Source organism: Polaromonas sp. P4_H1 (assembly GCF_056400945.1).
This window is the reverse complement of the sequence record NZ_JBFUKG010000052.1, coordinates 1-732: the sequence shown is the minus strand read 5'-3', so window position 1 is coordinate 732 and position 732 is coordinate 1. Positions and strand designations below refer to the sequence as shown.

The following is a 732-nucleotide window of genomic DNA, read 5'->3' as shown; positions in this document are numbered from 1 at the left end:
CCCGGTATCAGCCTGCCAATTAACCGCGCGGCAACCTTAATCGTCTTTAATCGATTCCGTTGAGTAGACGCAGTGGCGTTTGGGTGGGGTAGGCGATGCGTTTGGCATTCTGGCGTGCAGGCAAGGGCAATGCGTCGGTCGAACGGGCCATCAAGGCGCCAACCATGCCAAACCCGGTTTCTCGCAAAAATCCGGAGAAGAAAGCAGAGCGCGTGATCGCTGCGCCGGCGCCCGATCTCGGCGACCTCGATCTGCGCGCGCTGTGGCAGGCGCTCGTCCGCCGCAAGACGTGGATTCTCGTCCCGACGCTGCTGGCGCTTGTCGGCTCGCTCGTCATCGTCAACATGATCACGCCGCGCTTCAAGTCGGAAGCGCGCATTTTGATCGACGGGCGTGAAAACGTTTTCCTGCGGCCAAGCGGCGAGCGCAACGAAGAGCGTACTTCTCTCGATGCGGAAGCCGTGACCAGCCAGGTGCAGCTGTTGCTGTCGCGCGATCTCGCCCGGGAGATCATCAAGAAGAACAAGCTTGCGGAGCGTCCGGAATTCGATCCGGTGTTGCAGGGTGCGCAGCCATGGCGGTCGCTGCTCGGCCTGATGGGCATTGGCCGCGATCCGTTCTCGATGACGCCCGAAGAGCGCGTGCTCGATGCCTATTACGAGCGGTTGACGGCTTATGCGGTCGACAAGTCGCGCGTCATGGTTGTCGAATTCCAGTCGCGCGATCCCGAAC

General features: G+C 61.5%; 1 protein-coding gene. It reads left to right on the top strand.

The window, feature by feature from the left end; translation table 11 throughout:
* Nucleotides 1-95 precede the first annotated feature (95 nt).
* Nucleotides 96-732 (top strand): Wzz/FepE/Etk N-terminal domain-containing protein (locus tag AC1DS5_RS24990; RefSeq protein ID WP_477720937.1); only part of this gene is annotated, 637 nt, incomplete at its 3' end.